At 37.7% G+C, this 20,052-nt stretch carries 11 protein-coding genes; 1 reads left to right on the forward strand and 10 read right to left on the reverse strand.

All coding sequences use genetic code 11. The features are described 5' to 3' along the window. Positions 1-94: 94 nt before the first annotated feature. The 7 genes from AABJ51_RS05600 to AABJ51_RS05630 form a co-directional block, all read right to left on the reverse strand. Positions 95-1,624, reverse strand: a complete 1,530-nt coding sequence (locus tag AABJ51_RS05600; protein WP_338374715.1) for a RagB/SusD family nutrient uptake outer membrane protein — start codon at positions 1,622-1,624, stop codon at positions 95-97. 56 nt (positions 1,625-1,680) lie between these two features. Then, positions 1,681-4,617: a SusC/RagA family TonB-linked outer membrane protein gene (locus AABJ51_RS05605; RefSeq protein ID WP_338374716.1), complete on the reverse strand. Its 2,937-nt coding sequence runs from the start codon at positions 4,615-4,617 to the stop codon at positions 1,681-1,683. 18 nt (positions 4,618-4,635) lie between these two features. Continuing rightward, positions 4,636-5,778 (reverse strand): DUF8578 domain-containing protein, encoded by a 1,143-nt coding sequence (locus tag AABJ51_RS05610; protein ID WP_338374717.1) that lies wholly within the window; start codon positions 5,776-5,778, stop codon positions 4,636-4,638. Between the two features lie 16 nt (positions 5,779-5,794). Continuing rightward, complete coding sequence (locus AABJ51_RS05615; RefSeq protein ID WP_134435390.1) at positions 5,795-6,328, reverse strand: DUF5004 domain-containing protein; 534 nt, start codon at positions 6,326-6,328, stop codon at positions 5,795-5,797. 356 nt (positions 6,329-6,684) lie between these two features. Beyond that, a complete protein-coding gene (susR, locus tag AABJ51_RS05620; protein ID WP_320973776.1) occupies positions 6,685-8,289 on the reverse strand; it encodes a SusR family glycan utilization regulator in 1,605 nt (534 codons plus the stop codon). Between the two features lie 214 nt (positions 8,290-8,503). Next, a complete protein-coding gene (locus tag AABJ51_RS05625; protein WP_320973775.1) occupies positions 8,504-9,670 on the reverse strand; it encodes an L-dopachrome tautomerase-related protein in 1,167 nt (388 codons plus the stop codon). A gap of 14 nt (positions 9,671-9,684) precedes the next feature. Beyond that, entirely contained in the window at positions 9,685-10,716 is a 1,032-nt protein-coding gene (locus AABJ51_RS05630) for an aldo/keto reductase (RefSeq protein WP_338374718.1), read from the reverse strand. Between the two features lie 132 nt (positions 10,717-10,848). Between AABJ51_RS05630 and AABJ51_RS05635 the strand changes: the two genes are divergently transcribed. Continuing rightward, positions 10,849-11,712, forward strand: a complete 864-nt coding sequence (locus AABJ51_RS05635) for an AraC family transcriptional regulator (protein WP_338374719.1) — start codon at positions 10,849-10,851, stop codon at positions 11,710-11,712. Between the two features lie 323 nt (positions 11,713-12,035). On the opposite strand, the gene AABJ51_RS05640 is transcribed toward AABJ51_RS05635, so the two are convergent. From AABJ51_RS05640 to AABJ51_RS05650, 3 genes are all read right to left on the reverse strand, one after another. After that, positions 12,036-13,691: a RagB/SusD family nutrient uptake outer membrane protein gene (locus tag AABJ51_RS05640; RefSeq protein WP_338374720.1), complete on the reverse strand. Its 1,656-nt coding sequence runs from the start codon at positions 13,689-13,691 to the stop codon at positions 12,036-12,038. A 66-nt stretch (positions 13,692-13,757) separates the two neighbouring features. After that, positions 13,758-16,877: a SusC/RagA family TonB-linked outer membrane protein gene (locus AABJ51_RS05645; protein WP_338374721.1), complete on the reverse strand. Its 3,120-nt coding sequence runs from the start codon at positions 16,875-16,877 to the stop codon at positions 13,758-13,760. Positions 16,878-17,279: 402 nt separating this feature from the next. After that, positions 17,280-20,036, reverse strand: a complete 2,757-nt coding sequence (locus AABJ51_RS05650) for a substrate-binding domain-containing protein (RefSeq protein WP_338374722.1) — start codon at positions 20,034-20,036, stop codon at positions 17,280-17,282. Between the last annotated feature and the right edge of the window lie 16 nt (positions 20,037-20,052).

Genomic DNA, 20,052 nt, shown 5'->3' on the forward strand with positions numbered 1-20,052 from the left:
CAGAAACCCCAAAAGGTTACAATGGTTACACGTTTTATGCTCATTTTTCACCTTTATTATTGGTACATTAACCTTTCTGTATAGATAAAAGACCTTACTTATAATCTGGGTTTTGCTCCAACTTAGGATTCAAATCCAGCACATCCTGAGGGATAGGAAATACTCCTGTCCGCTTTTTATCGGCTCCGGCATCCACACCTTTCTCCCACCACGATTTGAAGAATGTACCGAAACGAATATTGGTAGTCCGTCTCAATCCTTCGAAAACAAACTCGTGTCTCCATTCATTGTCCAATGCCTCTTCGGTTACGGATGTCAAACTTTCCAAACCGGCTCTGTTTCTTACTTCATTTATAAAAGTGAGGGCATTACCCGTAAAGCCCATACGAAAAGAAGCTTCCGCTTTCATCATCAATATCTCAGCATATCTGATCAGTACCCAGTCATTGTCACGTTCCCATTGATCATTGGCCTGTACTTCATATTTATATAAACGAGCTCCCTCATTCTGCAAGGCATTGGAAAATTTCGAAATTTCTTCGGTATAAATCAACGGATTACCATTATCCATCATTACCACCGATCCTGTAGCCATATTGATTTGCTCACCAATTAATAAAGATTTACGGCGTACATCATTTTCATCAAATGACGAATACAATCCCGGTTGTGCGGAAATACCGTTGCCGCACCACGGATAAGTACCTGTTGCCGAAAATGCGTATTTCTGATTGTAATGAAATGTCATTGAAGCCAGATAATTTCCTACAGTCCCTTCTTTATGATCGTATGGAATAGCAAAAATTATCTCCCTCGATACTTGATTCTCCGTCTTGAAACTTGTAAAATAGTCAGGTTCCAACACATAACCGCTCACCTTCTCAGCTGCATTCATACAATCCTGCCAACGGGGAGTTCCGGTATATACTTCAGCATTAAGATATAATCTGGCCAAAAGGCTATTTGCTACATTCTGAGTAAAACCTCCGTAGCGAACACCCGAAGGCAGCTTATCCATTATACCTGTCAACTCGTCTTCTACAAATTTGAACACTTCGGCTCTTGTCGATTTGGCTGGCAATTCCGATTGTTCAAAACTCGTAACAATAGGCACACTGCCAAACTGATCCAGAAGCTGGTAATAATAATATGCCCGAAGTCCTCTTAACTCAGCTTTCACCTTATCCTTATCTTCCTCTGTCAATTTAGATTGATCGACCTGATAAATTATAGAATTGATATTAGCTATACCCTGAAAACTATACTTCCAGGCACTAAGTATCATTACATTCTTTGCATCCCACGTATGACGCTGTATCTGCTCATAGCGTCCGCCATCATACCAGTCTGTTCCCCTTGTAGGAATAGTCGCATCATCAGAAGCACATTCGCTCAGAAAGAATACATACTCGCATGTAGGATAACAGATTGTACCCCCTTTGTCCGTATCGTTAAATCCTCGCAAGGTGGCATATGCCCCACCTACAATAGTCTGTATCTCGGCAGCAGTTTTGCCATAATCATCAGTAGTAACCTTATCGTATAATTTTTCATCGAGGTCGGTGCAGGCAGGCATCGTCAGAAGTACAGACAATAAGGCCGCCGATAATATTTTTGTTTTCATAACATATTATTTTTCTTTCACTTATGTGATATTGTGTGTGTAATAGGTCTGCGACCTTAAAAAGCGACATTCAGTCCGAAAGAAACTGTACGCGGACGTGGATAAGTATTGTACCTATCGATACCCGGCGATTCAAGTCCACTGTAATTAACTTCGGGATCGACACCGCTGTATCCGGTAATCGTAAACAGGTTTTCGCCTGTAACGTACACTCTCACTTTACTTAGACCCAGCTTTTTAAAATATCTGATCGTATATCCCAATGTAGCCGACTGCAAACGGAAGAAAGAACCGCTCTCCACCCAGTAATCCGAAAATACAGGATCGGACTTGATTCCGCTTGTCAGAAAATCATCTGGAACATTCTGTGCAGGTAAACGGGTAGGATCATACATACTCATGTACGTTGCATTTAATACTTTCTGTCCGAACATTCCATATGTAGAAACACTAAGATCAAAATCTTTATAGGTTGCATTCATAGCAAAACCAAGGTTAACTTTTGGCTGGGCACTGCCGAGGTATTCATTTATAGGATTTCCATCTTTATCAGTGTTCAGTATATACTTTCCGTTTTCATCCAATCCTAAGCATTTAGGACCAAAGAATGCTCCTGCAGGAAAACCTTCTTTTATCATCTGGGTATAAACACCCGATAAACCTCTCAGACCATGAAGTGAACCTGATTTAAGTCCCGACTCCTGAAATGTTTCATTAGAAAGCTTATCAATATTCTGTTTATTGTACGATACAGTTACATTGGCATCCCAGGTTAGGTCTTTTTGACGGATAATATTACCGTTAAGAGATAACTCCACCCCTTTATTCGATAATGTTCCCACATTTGCCAGCATCGTTCCCACCAAATTTGGCGGCTGTGGCACAGGATAAGTCCAAAGTAAGTCCTTAGTCTTCTTGTAGTACAGTTCCAGAGTACCATTAATTCTGTTGAAAATTCCGAAATCTACACCAATGTTATATTGGGCGGTCGACTCCCACTTCAGATCAGAATTTACATTTTGAATAGGAGCATAAGACTTTTTCCATGTGCCGGTTGATGCATCATAATATGATGCCCCGTTTGCGCCCAGCAGCGAGAGAGATTTATACTCGCCTATTCCATCCTGATTACCTGTAACACCATATCCTAAACGAAGTTTCAGATTATCCAGCCACGATGATGTATTCGCCATAAAGGATTCATCGGAAACACGCCATGCAAGAGAAGTCGAAGGAAACAATCCCCACTTGTGATTCTTTCCGAATCGAGACGATCCATCGTTACGTAATGTGGCTGTAACCATGTACCTGCCCAAGAAATTATAATTGGCACGTCCAAAGAACGATACTAATGCCGATTCACCCTTATAAGAATACACATCTCCGGCTCGGTAATCTGCTCCGGCAGCAAGATTATTGTATAAAAATTCATCTGTATCAAAACCTCTGCGGGTAGCACCAAAACCTTCATAAACGTTCTTCATATATGAGTAACCACCCATCAGGTTCAGTTTGTGTATTTTATTTATTTCCTTATCATAATTCAAATAAGTTTCTATCTGCATTGTTTTGTAATCGGCTAGTGAACGTTCTCCCCTGCCCTTTTCGGCTTGTCCTTCCATTACGGCATAAGTAGGCAGATAAAAACGTCTTTGGTACGAATTATATTCATATGATACGTTTCCCGCAGCTTTTAAGCCGTCAATAATACTAATTTCAAGTTTTCCATATCCCAAAAAACGATGGCGCGAATCATCGGCAAACCTATTATTATTAAGCTCAACCGGATTTTCGGTATTAGTTCCGCCTATAGATGTGTATTTTCCATTCTGATCTTTTACCGGAACAGTTGGATTCAAATTTGCCGTACGCTCGAATATACGTGTATCTATCGGATTCCAGTTATCGAAACTTCCTGTTACACCGGCTTCGAGTTTAACCCGCTTATCCAAAGCATACTGATGTGCAGCTATACTTCCCGATAAGCGTTCCATATCGCTGTTTTTGATTACCCCTTCGCTGTTCAGATAAGATACTGAGGCACTATATCCGCCATTCGGATTCACATTGGTAAAGAATATATTATGTGAATGTGTTATAGCTGTCCGTTGTAATTCTTTCTGCCAATCGGTATTCGCTCCATAATCTGTTGCATTCAGAACATTATTTTCACGAACATAAGCTCTCCATTGATTTGCCGACAGCAAATCCATATTTTTTGCTACCGAACCAACTGCCACATATCCGTTATACTCTACACTGCTTTTTTCTCTGTCGGCAGCCGAACGGCTGGTTGTCACGATAATAACACCATTTGCACCTCTCGACCCGTAAATAGCCGATGCCGATGCATCTTTCAATACATCAATAGAAACTATTTCCGATGGCTGTACCGTATTCATATCTACTCCAGGAATACCGTCAATCACAACCAAAGGAGCATTACCCGCCGAAAGAGACGTTCCTCCCCGTAAACGCACAGATGCTCCTACCGAAGGATCACCCGAACTTTGAGAGACCGAAAGACCTGCGATCTTACCTTGCAGCAATTGCTCGGCAGAAGTCACTACTCCTTGTTTAAAATCTTTCTGGCTGACAGAGGCTATTGCACCGGTCAAATCAGACTTTCTCATAGTGCCATAGCCGATGCCGACAACAACAGCTTCGTCAAGAGCAACAGCATCTTCGATCAAAACTATTTTGAGATTATTCTGAGCCTTCACTTTTTGGCTTACAAAGCCTATATATGAGATGTCCAGCATACTTCCGGAGGGACAATTCAACGTGAATTTTCCATCCAGATCAGTTACTGTACCTGTTGCTGCCCCTTCGACTTTAATACTTACCCCGAGTAATGGTTCTTCGGTTTTATCGGTTACTAATCCCGATACCGAAATATTTTGAGATACAGCTTGAAAACCAACTCCCGATATAAAGAAAAGAAGCAGAAACAAGCGTGTAAACATCTTATATTTAACACTTTTCGAATTCATAATATTTATTTTATAAGGTTATTCTAAATCAGATAGAGGAACCAGAGGTATATCTGTTTTCAGGATTTCACTTCCATTTTTATCTTTTACTTCCAGATTAATCTTATCCAGATTGGTTGCTCCTGCCAGTCCTTGCAATAGATTTACATAGGCACGCATTTCTTCCGCTTTCCCGGTAAACTCTCCTGTAATAGTTTTTCCACCTGCTACAATAGTATATATAAGCCCCTGACTTTTTTTCTCGTTATTTTTACGAACCAAAGTGAGAATATCATATTGAGTAAATTTCTGCGGAAAGAAGTAAAAGACAGGATCAGGCGGAGCCACAACTCCGGGAGCCAGAACTACAAAGTTCTTTCCGCCTTCGGCAGTACCTACTTTAGCCCAATCTTTGGCCGGAAACAAGAACTCAATATTTTCCATAACAAAATCCTCATCTACTCCGAAATACTCACGTGGAATAAAGTCTATTTTATAAATATTATCACCGATAGGTGTCAACTTTGTTTTAGCCGAAACTTCCGGAATCCAAGCCTGATACTCGACTATAGCACCTTCAGCAAAATTATTCAAACCACTGTGCAGATGGATTTCTTCTCCTGCTAAGCCTCCTTGTACAGCTCCTGTCCACACCTGATTTGCATTAACCAGCAGAGATAAAGGCTGATCGATATAAAATTTTTCAGGATATATCTGTACTGCATTACCCGACTCTTTAAATGTTTTTATATCTCCTACAGACCATGGAGCCTGTATCACATCACTTTGTTTCTCATTACCTTTTCCTTTTAGACGCATCCAAAAACCGGCGGATGATTCAATATTGGCAACGGTAGTATTGAAATATTTGGTAGGGGTCAATGTTTTCTTCCAAACCATATCTCCTACATATTCCAATTTGGCAAACTCTGACGAATTATCGAAATTTCCGGCATCAGGTTCTGATGGAGACCATGCCCACAGATACAAATCCTGTCCTTCACTAAAATTAGTTCCGGTCATATCAAAATACCAGGTAACTTCTTGATCAAGTGCATATACAACAGGGTATGTCCATATCTTTGCCGGAACTCCGGCATCCTCGGTCGCAAAACTAACCTGAGGCAACATCATTAATACAAGGGCAAACAAAATGCCCGAAAAATATTTAATGGTATTCATATCACGATTTTAGAGGTTACTGATTAGCTGGTGATAATTGATATACATAAGAGACAAATGTGACTCCTTTGGCTTTTCTTGAAAATTTAAGCTCCAATACCTGAGTTGTACCTGGTACGGCTGTAATGCTCAATTGGCCTGCTTTGACTGTTTTTGCTGCATCCGAATACAAATTCAGGATACTGGCAGATCCGTCTGTGTTCTGAAAAGGATACTCTAATTTCCAATACCCTTCCGCCGGAAAAAACTGAGGAGATGTTCCTCCCACTTTATAAGAAGTCGGCTCATTTTTATCATCAACATTTAAGGTGATCGAAAATGTCGAAAAATCAATTTGATTAGTCAGATTCATTTCACTAGGCGACTGAGAATTGGCTTTTGCAATCTCATCGATCTGCTTTACAGAAACAATTGTCCAATTACCTTTAATTTTCTCATACGTTGTAATCGGTGCAACATACGAACCATCGTCCGTATCGTTACAGGCAACACATAAAGGCAGTAATACAATCGCCCCAATAAAGACATAGAAATACTTGATTGTTTTCATGGTTTTTTGAGGATTTTAATAAAATACTTTTTTAGATAGCTAACATTGCAAATGTAAATTCGAAAAAAATCAAATAATAACTCTATCTGAAATATATAACAGAATACTGTAAACACAAACCAATAAAACACTATAAAACAGACAATTAAAAAACACCATAAATACAGAAAATATAATAAAAATATACCCTGAGAATGAACTATATATTCATTTTCAGGGTATATTTTCTTCTTTACTTATTATAGATAAGTAAGTAAATGAAAGTTTTTAAAGTTATAATAAGCCAAGGTTGCTATACTTCCAAAGTAATAATTGAGAATCACCGAAACTAAAGCGAGGCAAATGGGTCTGCAATCTTAATTAGACCGGATTGTTTTAATCTCCATTATACGCTGCTCGAATAACTCATTGGGAACTGTCGATTTATTCTTGACTTTTGTTTTATAAGTATTGATCGTATGTACCGAGTAGTTCAGGAATTTTGCAATGCGTTCATTTTCATGTATCCCTAAGCGTATAAGAGCAAATATCCGAATCTCGGGAGTAAGCCCCTTGTTTACATCTATTTCTATTCTATCCTGAGGATTGAACAGCATATTATATTCATCGACGAAATGAGGAAATAATTTCAAAAAAGTATTATCGAACGACGAATACATATTCTCCCTCTCTTTACGCAGATCAGATTCTTTCAGAGAATCTTTCAAATCATCATACTGCCGTGCGATAATCTTTCGGTTAACCAATTTATACAATTTTTCGAGCCTGTCTATATACTCCGAATTACCATAGAGGGACTGTACTATATATTCGTCTTTTATCTCAATAGCTTCGAGCAGCTGAGCATTAGTCGATAATAAACTCTTATTCTGCTCCTGAATAGTATGACGAGCTTCTTTCAGCTTCTTCATCTGTTTATAAATAACCAATGTGGCAGAAAGCAGAAGAAGAAATAGCATAGATATAATAACAACCGACCCGATCAGGATATTTCTTTGTTTTTCGACTTGTTCGAACCTGTCTTTTTCTATAATCGGAAGAATAGAACTAATTCCGATTTTGCGATGACGGGCATTATAAAAATTAGCATCCTCCATTGCCAGGCGGATGTATTTATATGCACGGTGTATATCTCCTTTCTTATACAGCAAGGTCGCTAAATTGCGTAATGCAACCGTCTCTTTAGTTGCTGCTTTAATATCTCCTATTGAGGCCAATGCCATATAGTGGATCGCCTCATCCTGATTACCCTGTCCTTCGTATATGAAAGCTAAACTCGATGCAGCTATCGCATAAGTATGATCATCGATAGTAGATGCAGATAATGTCTTGAATATGCTGATAGCTTCATCCATTTGGTTTTGTTTCATTTTTTTTAAAGCCAATACCGACCATAAAGCGAGAGAATCATTCGAGAGGTATTTTATAGTTGAATCGCTATACATATTTCCCTTTTGCACATATTCCGATCTGAATGGTTCTGCATTATTGTAATCTGCCATATCGTAATATAATCTCGATAAAAGAGTATAATAATCTTTATGAGCCGATTCAGAACCCTTATCAAGATTTACAGATGACATAATATCGAATGCTTCCTTAAATAAACCGGATGACAAATAACAGAAAGCGATATGTTCATTAGCTTCTATTATTCGTGACGGATTATTCATTGCAGTAGCTATCTCCAGACATTTATGGGCATAAACGTATGCCGAATCATATTTGTATGATTTATATTCATTGAACAATGAGTTGTAATAACTTAGCTTTTCCAAGTTACCAGTTTTGGTTAATAACCCCTGTTTTAATACACTAATTTTCTTTTCCTTTAATTCTATATAGTAATCCTTCTTATCAATATACTCATCCAATTCTTTCAATACAGAATTTATTTGAGCAGAGATTTCTAAATTAGCAAGTGTAAATAAGGAAAAGAGTATCAGAAACAATCTTTTCATAGTATTTTAAGTAAAAGAAGGTATATAATGATATACTTTTTAATTGATTACAAGTCTGGTTCGTTTCAATAAATAGGTCAGAAACTTTAATCAGAGACTTAAAGAAAGTACAAATTAATATTTATTGCAAATTAAGTCGATAATTTATGAAACAAAACAACAGAGGCTACCTTAAAATAAGGCAGCCTCTGTCTTGTCAAATTTATTAATCGGATTATACGACCTTTATTCTTGCAACCAGATATGGCCGCTCACGCAAATCTTTTCCGCCATTAAATCCGGGTAACCTATTCCATTGACCTAACGTAACATACAGATAACCATTCTTCGCATAAAACAATCCATCAGGCCAGCCAAACCGTTGGTCTCTTGCCAAAGTTGTATAATGACCTTTCGAATTTCTTTTTACCAAAGCCATTTGCTCATAAGCTCCGAAATAAATATTACCGTCTTTGTCCTCAGCCAGTCCATCACAAGCAGGTCTTTCTCCTTCATACTTAACGGCATTTTCTATGTCCGACTCCGATTTCGAGAAGTCCGATAATATCCCTGATTGAATGCTATATAATCCTCGTCCCGTAATTGATGTCCAAAATACCCGTCCTCCAGACAGAGCTATTCCATCAGCACCACCCGAAGGTAATGATACATTTTCGGGATCATAGACACGAGCCTCCCCTTCAAGAAATGCCATATATCCCTTCTGAGGCTGTGTGGATATATGATCAGCCAAAACCTCACGGGATTTTCCGGTTGAAATATCGATAACAACCAACGAACCAATATGCCCGAATGACGAATTAGTAACATAAACAATACCTTCTTTCCCCTCAGCCAGATCAACTCTTAAATCATTCAGATGACTATCCTGACGTAAAGCCGGCGCATTAATAACTATCGTTTTGATAACATGCCCGTTCTTAGGATCAAAACCTACAACTTTTGCTGCACCTTCGGGAATTCCGGTTACACCGGCTCTTTTTCCATCATCAATAACCCAGATATTTCCTTTATCATCCAATGTCATTCCATGAGGAGATACAAGCCACTGATCTAAAGGTTTATCGGAGGGGTAAGTCATTTCTTTATTTGGAAAAGGTATTAATTTACCGTCTTTATACTCCGCCAAAGAAAATTCCTTATGATTATCAGCATGACGAGGAAAAGTAAGAAATATTCTTCCGTCATCAGTTACCACAATGCCAGACATATCGGGATCAGGTGCATTAATTTCTGCGACAATCTCTACTTTAGCTAATGAATCAGCTTGTACCGCTACAGATATCGTTTTATCTGAAGCCGTTTTATTGCATGAAACATTTAAGATGAAAAGTAATACAACTATGAAATTCAAGAATTGCCTAACCATACATTTTTTCATTTCTCACATATTAATTAAAAATGTAATTGAGAATTCAACTCGGGACGCTCATCCTGATGCCAATACGGATAAGCCTTAACACTTACACTGGCGTCATCAAGTCTCTTTACCTGGTCCTGAGTCAAATTCCAACCGACAGCCTGTAAATTCTGTTTCAATTGCTCTTCATTTCTGGCTCCCACGATTATACTTGTTATAGTCGGACGCTGCAATAACCAATTCAACGCAACCTGAGCTACAGATTTATCTGTTTCGCCGGCTATAATCTCCAGTTCATCTACAATTCTGTATAATCTTTCTTCCTCTGCAGCTACAGCAGGAACTGTACTGGTTCCGGCAGCAATACGGCTGTCTTTAGGTATAGGTGTATTACGGCGAAATTTTCCACTTAAACGTCCTGAAGCCAAAGGGCTCCAAACCAAAGCTCCAATATGCTGATCGATTCCCAAAGGCATAAGTTCCCATTCATAATCACGGTTAAGTAACGAATAATATACCTGATGAGCAACATATTTACTCCATCCGTAACGTTCCGATACTGATAATGATTTCATTAAATGCCATCCCGAAAAATTAGAACAGGCTATGTATCTAACTTTTCCGCTTGTTACTAGATCATCCAATGCTCTAAGAGTTTCTTCAACGGGCGTATTACCATCAAAACCATGCATATGATAAATATCTATATGATCGGTGTTCAGTCTTTTCAAGCTGGCTTCACAAGCTTCTATCAAATGATAACGAGACGAGCCGTATCCATTAACATCTTTTCCCATAGGAAAAGTAGCTTTTGTCGAAATCAGCAGTTGATTTCGAATACCTTCAACAGCCTTACCCAATACCAATTCTGAATCACCTTGAGAATATATATCTGCTGTATCAAATAGATTAACACCTGCATCTAAACATAGATTTATTAATCCGTTGGCTTCTTTTACCTGAGTACTGCCCCAACCTTCAAAGCCGTTTGTTCCTCCAAAAGTTGCAGTACCGAAACACAATGCCGATACTTTCAAACCTGAGTTACCTAAATTCCTATATTCCATACCTAAAACTTTTAAAGATTAATATCTTAACTTATTGTTTTACAAATATAAAATACTCTTAAGACTTATCACAATGCTATATTTGCAATATAATGTGCTATATTTGCATAAACTCTTTTTAACATCGTTTATATGAGCGTACTCGAACGAAAAATAATACATGGCTCAGTTTCTTCATTCAGCCACATAGAGTATTCTCAGTTTCTTCTGCCTTGGCATAAACACGAAGAATTTGAGATCATGATTTTCACCGGAGGAAAAGGTAAACAATTTATAGGTGACGGGATCATGGATTACCAAAAAGGAGATATTACTCTGATAGGAAGCGATATACCTCACTTGCATTTATGTAATGATATTGCAAATGGGAAAAAGCAAAGTACAAGTTCAGGGGAAGCCGTACAATTTACGATAGATATGTTTCCCTGTCAAATGGAAAAACTCCCTGATTTTACAGAGATCGACGCCCTTTTAAAAAAGAGTCAATACGGAATTCGTTTTTTTGACAAAGGTTTATGGCTGGATATATATACTATGGTTATGGCTCTGGATGAGATGCTTGGAACAGAACGTGTTGTTCAATTATACAATATACTGAACAAACTAAGTAAATCATCTGACTATAAATTAGTATCGGAAACAATGTATTATCAGGATAATCCATTGGATAGTGGAGATAAACCTGTAGATAAAGTTTTTAAATACTTATATCTCCATTTCAAAGAAAAAGTTACTCTTAAACAAATTGCAGAATACGTCAATCAGGATCCATCAGCATTGTGCCGTTCATTTAAAAAGGGAACAGATAAGAGTATCTTCAGATGTCTGGCCGAAATCCGTATAAAACATGCATGTAAGCTACTTATCAATTCGAGCCTAACGATATCCCAAATTGCTTATGAGTGTGGATATGGCAATCTATCTTTCTTTAATCAGCAATTCAAAGATATAACCATGAAGACTCCTTCTGAATATAAAATACACTCCATTATTTAACAACGATAGATGTGAATATACTTATTGTAGCAATCGTCACTTTAATTCTGAATATAATCTTAGGTATATACCGGGCAAGATTCAAAAAAATGACAGCCATGTGGTGGATCATGATTCATGCTTCCATTCCGGTGATAATACCTTTACGAATATACTTGAATACGCCCCGAATAACTATCCCCATTTTTATAGGAATCGCGGTGTTGGGTCAAATTATAGGTAGTAAATACTTATACAAAAAGCGTCTCTAGAATCTCCGTAAAACATAAAAACAGGTCATACTAAATATAGAGACCTGCTTTTGAATTTGATTTGTTATATAATCAATACCCCGGATTCTGAGGAGTAACTCCCAAACTTGTATAATCTTCGCTAAGAGGTATAGGGAAACGATAAAACTTACCGTTCAGATTATCTATTTTAGCATGCAAATGTTTATGAACACGGGCATAAAATGCAGCGTTAATCTTATTTGCAATATCCGGAAATGCAGCCTTTATAGTTGTTGCCGATTCATATTCAGCCTTATAATACTCATAATTAGGAACAGTATTTTTCACTTGAGACAACAAAGTTCTCCAACGTACGAGATTAAGCCAATGTTTTTGTTCGAAAGCAAACTCATAATCCCATTCGTTGTATAAATTCTCTTTAGTCAGTGTCGAAAGTTTTCCTCCATGCTCATAATGTCCGCCATAAGCTCTTTCCCTTACTTTATTTACAGCTGACAAAGCGTCTGCTGTTTTACCCTGAAAGAACAAAGCTTCAGCCTTAATCAGTAATACCTCGGCATAACGAAAATCGATATGGTCTATATTATTAGGTTGTTCATCAAGAGCTTTGAATGTTCCATCACTGGTTCTATGTATCCATTTCCCCGGACGGACAATACTTACTGGCCATGTCAAAGTATCCACTACCCCATCGGTATATTCTATACGTTTAGCATAAGAAAACAACTTACGAGTATCGTAGTCTCCCGGAATACGATTCTCCAACGTAATATCTGCATAACTGATATGAGGATCAGTCCTTGCACTCTTAGGCCATGTAAAACCACAGTGTGTCTGATGATTTCCCTGAGCATCTATACCGTCTCCATCATGATGGATAGAAAATATAACTTCATCATTATTTTCATTAGCAACTCCCCATATCGAATTAAAATCATCCAATAAACGATATTTACCACTATCTATCACTTTGTTTGCATAATCGACAGCTTTTTGGAGCTTCTCTGAATCAATCGCAGGTTTCGCAGGATCAGTTGTACCCGAAATCGCAGATATTTCATCAGATGTGATTGGTTTTTGCCCCCAAGTCAAATATACTTTTGCCAGAATAGTATTGACAGCACCTTGAGATGGATTCGATTTATTGCTATCATATTCGGGTAAACCATCATAAGATTCGGTCAGGTCTTTAACAATCTGGGTATATACATTATCAATAGAGGCTCGTGTCCGTTCGGTACTCTCGGAACTTAAAACCAAGGGAACTTCTCCAAAAAGCTGTACTAATTGAAAATAATCATAGCCACGTACAAACTTAGCCCTTGCAACAAAAAGGGCTTTATCAGCCTCAGAAAGATTTGAATTTGCAGCCGCCGTTCCAACCTGTTCTATGGTAAGATTTGCCGCACCTATACTTTTATAAAGACGGTTAAAAACCTTGATCGGATACCAGTTACTGGGAGTTGTTTCGAATACGCTAACCTGCGGGCCATCTTTAGAATCATCTACTTCTTCGAAAGAAATAGTCGTTTCGGTAGCCGATTCTAATAGAAATGTATAAGAAGACGAAAGGGTTTGCAACGGACCATACACTGCATTAGCTAAAGCTTCGGCCTCAGCCCGTGTTTTGATCGAAGAAGTTGGCTCTTCTCCACCCTCGGAATTATTGTTACTGTCACTGCACGAGTATTGTGCGGCAGAAAAGAGTGCAAGAAGCACTACCGGGAAAAATAGTTTCTTTTTCATTTTCCAGATCAATTTAGGTTTATAATAATATTGTGTAAATAATCAACTTAGATGAACACCTCTTTTTCAGAAGGTTATACTAGCACCTGCCATAAAACTTCGGGAAGAAGGGTATATACCCAAGTCGACCCCTCCGGCAATTTCGGGATCGTACCCCTTATAGTTCGTTATTGTAAAGAGATTTCGAGCCGATGCAAAAAAACGAATCTTAGTAGAAGAATTGTTAATTTTTAAAGGTAATGTATATCCTAGGGTAATATTCCTTAGTTTAAGGAATGAAGCATCTTCCACATAACGGCTATCCAGTTCGGTTGGACGAGTACTATTGAGATGAGGAATACTGTTCGACGGATTGGTTTCCGTCCAGCTATCCAATAACGCAGCCGACATATTATAAGAATCATTCGGACGTTCAAGATACCGTCTCAACAAGTTATATACTTCATTACCTTGAGATCCTTGAAACAGAATATAAAAATCCAGATTGCGATAAGTAAACGAAGATGAAATTCCATATGTAAAGTCCGGCTGAATACTACCTAAAATCACCCTATCGGATTCTGGAGTTACTTTTCCATCGGGAGTTCCATCCGTACCGCTTACATCAGCTAGTTTTGCATCTCCCGGTTGAGGTGTTTTTCCTCCGACTTTAGGTAAAGACGACACATCTTCTCCCGTTTGTACAACACCCAGAAAACGATATCCGTAAAAAGAACCTACCGATTCGCCTACACGTAATATCTGCTCCTGATCGCTGCCTTCGGTCAATTCATTGTACTCGCCTAAACTCGTTATGCGGTTTTTATTATGTGCAATATTTGCAGAAGCAGACCATGTAAATAATTTACTATCAATAAGCTTTGCATCAAGAGTCAGTTCAATACCTTTATTAGTTACATTTCCCAGATTCACAATCTGTTTTTCACTGGTGCCTGAACCTAAGGGGGTTGGCACTTTCAATAATAAATCGCTGGTTTTCTTATAATAAACATCCGCAGTTAGAGTTAACCTGTCATTCAGGAGTCCGGCATCAATTCCGACATTGTATTCAGTAGTTGTTTCCCATTTCAAATCTGAATTTCCAAGATTCGTCATATCATAAGCCGCACCTCCATTATATCTGCCTACACTGAAATATTGCTCATATTCATCAAAATCAATCTCTTGATTTCCGGCCTTACCATAAGTCAACCGTAATTTTAAAGTACTTAACACAGGGTCAAGAGGTTTCACAAAAGACTCTTCATTTATATTCCAAGACACCCCAACCGATGGAAAGTATCCCCATTCGTGGCCTTTTGCAAACCGCGAAGATTTATCAGCCCGGTAGGTTGCTGTAAAGTTGTACCGATCCAGCAGAGAATAATTCACACGCCCTAAAAATGATTTAAAAGAAGCATCCTGCTTTCGGGAAATAGAAGGCAACTCCTTTCCTGAGGCCAGATTATCAAATGATTCTAGGTTTTTAGCCTTACTTACATTAAAGTCAGTTTTGGTGTTTTGAGTTGTGTATCCTCCCAGAATATCTATGGAATGAACTGAATTAATCTGTTTTGCATATGTCAGTAAGTATTCGGTTTGGATTATATCAGTCCGTCTGTTTCCTATCGCTCCCATACCTCGAATATCCTGATTGAGACCTAATGCTGTATAAGGCGGTGCAAAATAATTCTGTGTTATATAATCAACATTTCCGCCTACATTTATTTTTGCAGTCAAACCTTCAATTATAGAATATTGAGCATAAAAGTTACCCAATATAGATGAACTCTTTGTTTGCCCGATACTGTTCTTCAGGTCTGAAACAGGATTAGCCGCCTGTCCGTAATAACTCAAATAACTATATTCGAAAGGGTTTGTATAGTTATATCCTCCGTCTGTATTGTAAATGGATATAACGGGGGGCATATACAATGCATAAGTCAAAGAATTGGCAATACCATGGGAGTAAGGAGAATCATTGTAATTAGTCCCTTCAAAAGTGGTAAGAGCATCTTGAGAACTTCTATTAAAAGTAGCAGTAACTCCTATCTTCAATTTTTGGGTCAACTCCCGATCCAGATTCAAGCGTCCGCTAAACCGTTCAAATCCCGAATTTAAAATAATCCCCTTCTGATCTGTATAATTCGCTGATACTAAATAACGGGTTTTATCATCACCCCCACTTACCGAAAGCTCATGAGTTTGTGATGTTCCGGTCTGTAAAACCGCATCCTGCCAATCGGTACCTTTATCGAATTGGGCTAATTCATCCTGACTATAATACAAGCTGGGCTTGTCATTAAAATATTCTTTTTGAACAGCAAGCCATTGTTTTGCAGTGAGAAGGTCAAGTTTCTTCGCCGATTTATCGACTCCGATGGTATATTGATAACGAACAGTATTACCTCCCCGCTTACCTTTTTTGGTTGTAACCAAAATAACACCATTCGCTCCCCGTGATCCATAAATTGCTTTTGCCGAAACATCTTTTAAGACTTCAATAGATTCTATATCTGCAGGATTGATAGATGCCAAAGGATTGATGCTCCCGTCAATGTTTCCGACTCCTGCCTGTGTAGCGTTTTTTTCACTGAAAAAGATAAATCCGTCAATCACATACAGTGGCTCATTGCTGGCATAGATAGAATTACCTCCTCTTATACGAACAGCAGAACCTCCACCCGGCTGACCTGAATTTTGAGAAACATTCAATCCGGCCACACTTCCCCCCAAAAGCTCATTTATAGAAGTCACAGGTTGGTCTAATGTCGTTTTAGAAACAGAACTAACAGCTCCCGTAAGCTCTTTTCGCCGCTGTGTTCCATATCCGACAATGACGACTTCACTCAATGCACTAGCATCTTCCGACAAATATATATTATTCTCAGATGCTGATTCGATTAGTACCTCCTTAGACTTATAGCCGAGAAAACTAACATTTAGCAGAACCGGAAGTCTTTTAGATACTGGAAGTTTAAACTCTCCGTTAATACCTGTACTTATGCCATTCGAAGTAGACCTCTCCTGTACTGTCGCCCCAGTTATGGGTTCTTTCGTTTTCTCATCGAGAATATGACCAGAAATAACAACCTGTGCATGAACAACCGTAGAATATACAGCAAGAAAAACAAGAATAAGGAGACTTTTTTGAATAGAATAAAAAGAAGAATAGTTTCCTTTCGAGAAATTAATTATCTTTACCATGGATAAATGATTTTATCAAGAGCACTTCCAATACCAATTGCCGTCGGAGGAGGAAGTGTTCGCCTTTTTTATAAAGTACAAACTTTTTACTTTTACATAGCACACTCAAAGAGCTACCATATAAAAACTGACTATTTTTTAAGAACTATAGAAATCGGATAATTTTGTTACATCATGTTAGTAACACATTCGCATTCGCAGATTCGAAAAGGTTGTGATGTAAGGAGTGTTAAACCTCTGGAATATCTCAAAACAGACATTCTCATAAAGAGAAGATAAAAATTGTTTAGAAAGTAGTTTCATTTTGCCGTCTTATTAATCATAGTGATTGATGAATACAAATTAACTTATTTTTTAAAATCTGCCCAATACCATAAATGCGGTATTTTAAATAATAACACATTAATTGCCCAATGTTCTTTTCAAAAAATCAGTCGGATTTTCGTTATAATATTTTTTAAATATTTTAGAAAAATAAGACGGGGACGAGAAACCTGTTTCATAGGCAGCTTCTGATATTGATTTTCGGCTTACCGTTAACAATTGTACAGCATATCTTAGTTTTATAACATTCACCAAATCATTGGGAGAATAACTGGTCACTGATTTCAATTTTCGATAAAGCTGAATGCGTGAAAGCCCTAAATGAGATGCAATACTATCGACATTAAGATCCTGCTCACTCATGTGGTTTTCAACATAAGACTGAAAATCGGATAATAATTTCTGCTCTATATCAGCTAAAGATACTTTAGACGAATCGTTAATCAAACTCTGTCCGAATGCTTCTTTTAATTTCTTTCTGCTTTCAATTAATTTTCTGAGCCTTATTTTCAGTAATTCGGCATTAAAAGGCTTAGGTACATATGCATCTGCTCCATTTTCGAAACCTATAGCTTTCTGTTCATCCAATGTACATGCAGTTAGCAACACAATAGGAATATGAGATGTCACTACATTTTCTTTTAAAATCCGGCATACTTCAAAGCCATCTTTTTCGGGCATCATCACATCACTGATAATAGCATCAGGAATATACTTAACAGCTTTTTCGATACCGATATTTCCATCATAAGCACACACCAGATTGTAATCATTTTCCAAAACAAGTTTCAAATATTGCTGCATATCCTCATTATCTTCAATAACAAGTACAATCGGTTTTTCATCGTCATACGGAGTTTCCAGAATGGAAATATCTCCGATTCCCTCCGCCTCCTTTATAGATAAATTACTTTTAGTGAATTCAAAATTAAAATCAAGAATTTCATCAGCTATATTCTCCTTTATAATAGGAATCTGAACAATAAAAACAGTTCCTTTCTGATCTGTACTTTCTACAAATATTTTACCTTTATGCACCTCAACCAATGAACTGGTCAAAGCCAATCCTATACCTGTACCGGTATCATTCAGGTTTATTTTATAGAAACGGTCAAATATATTCTGAATTTTTTCGACCGGAATACTTGTTCCTGTATTGAGTACAGACAATATGAATAATGATCTTTTTTCATCCAGAGACAAAGTAACCTTTACTGATCCATTACGAAAAGTATGCTTAAAAGCATTAGATAATAAATTATAATATATTTTCTCTATCTTCTCCTGATCAAATGGTATTATCAGGCTATCTTTATCGGCTTCAAAAGAAAAGTTCACTTCCGATCGTTTCGCATAATCTTCAAAAACGACATTCAATTCCCTAAAAAAAGCAATAATATCTGCAGTCTTTAAAATGAGCTGCATTTTTCCATTCTCAAATTTACGAAATTCTATTATCTGAGAAATTAGATTTTGCAGGCGGTTACTGTTTCTCCGAATCAGGTTCAATAAGTCAGATTGCTCCTTTGTTAATGATCCGGAAGTCATTAAAGTATCTAATGGCCCCAGTATTAAAGATAACGGAGTACGAAACTCATGCGAAATATTAGTAAAGAATACCAATTTTGCATGAGTAGCCTCCTCCAATTGTTTCGATAGAGAGATCAGTTGTTCTTTTTGCTCCGCCAATGTCTCGGCCTGCAACTTTATTTCTTCATTTTGTTTTTTCAACAAAGCATTTATACGACTCTTAGACCGATATGCCAATATCAGAAAAACCAGAAGGGTTGTAATCAGAATCAATATAATTATAGTAGCATAAAAAATATTCTGCTGGTTGGAGTATCTCATTAAGCTTTTATTCAATAAGCCGTGAGTAGCTTCGAGTTTTGCCTGTTGTTCGGCTATCTGATCAGTTTGTAACAAAATCGTTCTGACATTATTCTTGTCAACAACCGCCGTTCTTAATGTATTCTCCCTTTTATACTCTTCATGCTTCAATATCTTCACAGCCAAAGCTATCACTTTATCGCCTCCTGTAGGATATATAAAAGAAGCATCAAGTAATCCCTTCTGTATATTCTGAATTCCGCCATTCTCTCCCGGCAATGCATCTATTCCTACAATATACGGAGACTTACCGCTGTATTGAATAGAAGCTTCATATACACCCAATGCCATAGGATCATTTAATGCGAAAACAAGGTCTATTTTATGATCTTTCTTTAATATTTCAGACATTTGTTTACGTGCCTCCGGCATTAAAAAATTCCCCCTTCTTTCAGCCACAACCTTTATACCGGGATATGTCTTCAATCCATCCTGAAAACCGTTATGACGCTCCTCATCAGAAGTAGAACCTGCCCATCCACGTATCTCCACTATATTGCCCTTCCCATTAAGAACTCCGGCAGAATACAACGCAGCTTCTCTTCCTATCTCATAATTATCCGCTCCTACATATGCAGTATATTTGTTGGTCTCAATCTTCCTGTCAACCAATATTACAGGTATCCCCTTTTCATATGCTTTCTCAACGATAGGTGTTATTGCTTTTGACTCATTAGGAGATATAACCAATAAATCTACTCCGCTTTGGATCAGTTCTTCAATATCTTTTATCTGCTGTTCGGTGTTGTCTTTTACGGTTTTTATATCAAGTTTAATGTCCAGATCCTGATAAAATGATGCTTCTCTGAGCATCTCTTCATTCATTGTTTTCCTCCAAAGATCGTCGCTGCATTGAGATACACCAATTATAATGCCTTCTTTTTTTGTATTATTACAAGCAGACAGCATTAATAAGAGAACGGTTAACAATAGACAATACTTCATCAGAGAAGAGCTTATA

It is taken from the genome of Indolivaga capnocytophagoides (assembly GCF_036511535.1).
Lineage (GTDB): Bacteria > Bacteroidota > Bacteroidia > Bacteroidales > Dysgonomonadaceae > Dysgonomonas_A > Dysgonomonas_A capnocytophagoides.

Coding starts and splice junctions, on each gene's coding strand:
- AABJ51_RS05600 (WP_338374715.1), bottom strand. CDS start 1,624: ATGAAAACAAAAATATTATCGGCGGCCTTATTGTCTGTACTTCTGACG.
- AABJ51_RS05605 (WP_338374716.1), bottom strand. CDS start 4,617: ATGAATTCGAAAAGTGTTAAATATAAGATGTTTACACGCTTGTTTCTG.
- AABJ51_RS05610 (WP_338374717.1), bottom strand. CDS start 5,778: ATGAATACCATTAAATATTTTTCGGGCATTTTGTTTGCCCTTGTATTA.
- AABJ51_RS05615 (WP_134435390.1), bottom strand. CDS start 6,328: ATGAAAACAATCAAGTATTTCTATGTCTTTATTGGGGCGATTGTATTA.
- susR (WP_320973776.1), bottom strand. CDS start 8,289: ATGAAAAGATTGTTTCTGATACTCTTTTCCTTATTTACACTTGCTAAT.
- AABJ51_RS05625 (WP_320973775.1), bottom strand. CDS start 9,670: ATGAAAAAATGTATGGTTAGGCAATTCTTGAATTTCATAGTTGTATTA.
- AABJ51_RS05630 (WP_338374718.1), bottom strand. CDS start 10,716: ATGGAATATAGGAATTTAGGTAACTCAGGTTTGAAAGTATCGGCATTG.
- AABJ51_RS05635 (WP_338374719.1), top strand. CDS start 10,849: ATGAGCGTACTCGAACGAAAAATAATACATGGCTCAGTTTCTTCATTC.
- AABJ51_RS05640 (WP_338374720.1), bottom strand. CDS start 13,691: ATGAAAAAGAAACTATTTTTCCCGGTAGTGCTTCTTGCACTCTTTTCT.
- AABJ51_RS05645 (WP_338374721.1), bottom strand. CDS start 16,877: ATGGTAAAGATAATTAATTTCTCGAAAGGAAACTATTCTTCTTTTTAT.
- AABJ51_RS05650 (WP_338374722.1), bottom strand. CDS start 20,036: ATGAAGTATTGTCTATTGTTAACCGTTCTCTTATTAATGCTGTCTGCT.